General features: G+C 45.9%; 1 protein-coding gene. It reads left to right on the top strand.

Features of this window, described 5'->3' with window-relative positions:
• A partial coding sequence (locus tag SxD43FB_RS23845) for a serine hydrolase (RefSeq protein WP_078844018.1) occupies positions 1 to 325 on the top strand: 325 nt, incomplete at its 5' end.
• Positions 326 to 676 lie beyond the last annotated feature (351 nt).

The following is a 676-nucleotide window of genomic DNA, read 5'->3' on the forward strand; positions in this document are numbered from 1 at the left end:
GATGCCTGTAGCAATGGCAACAACGTTGCGCAAACTATTAACTGGCGAACTACTTACTCTAGCTTCCCGGCAACAATTAATAGACTGGATGGAGGCGGATAAAGTTGCAGGACCACTTCTGCGCTCGGCCCTTCCGGCTGGCTGGTTTATTGCTGATAAATCTGGAGCCGGTGAGCGTGGGTCTCGCGGTATCATTGCAGCACTGGGGCCAGATGGTAAGCCCTCCCGTATCGTAGTTATCTACACGACGGGGAGTCAGGCAACTATGGATGAACGAAATAGACAGATCGCTGAGATAGGTGCCTCACTGATTAAGCATTGGTAACTGTCAGACCAAGTTTACTCATATATACTTTAGATTGATTTAAAACTTCATTTTTAATTTAAAAGGATCTAGGTGAAGATCCTTTTTGATAATCTCATGACCAAAATCCCTTAACGTGAGTTTTCGTTCCACTGAGCGTCAGACCCCGTAGAAAAGATCAAAGGATCTTCTTGAGATCCTTTTTTTCTGCGCGTAATCTGCTGCTTGCAAACAAAAAAACCACCGCTACCAGCGGTGGTTTGTTTGCCGGATCAAGAGCTACCAACTCTTTTTCCGAAGGTAACTGGCTTCAGCAGAGCGCAGATACCAAATACTGTTCTTCTAGTGTAGCCGTAGTTAGGCCACCACTTC

The sequence above is a fragment of the Sphingobium sp. D43FB genome (genome assembly GCF_002312805.1).
GTDB lineage: Bacteria > Pseudomonadota > Alphaproteobacteria > Sphingomonadales > Sphingomonadaceae > Sphingobium.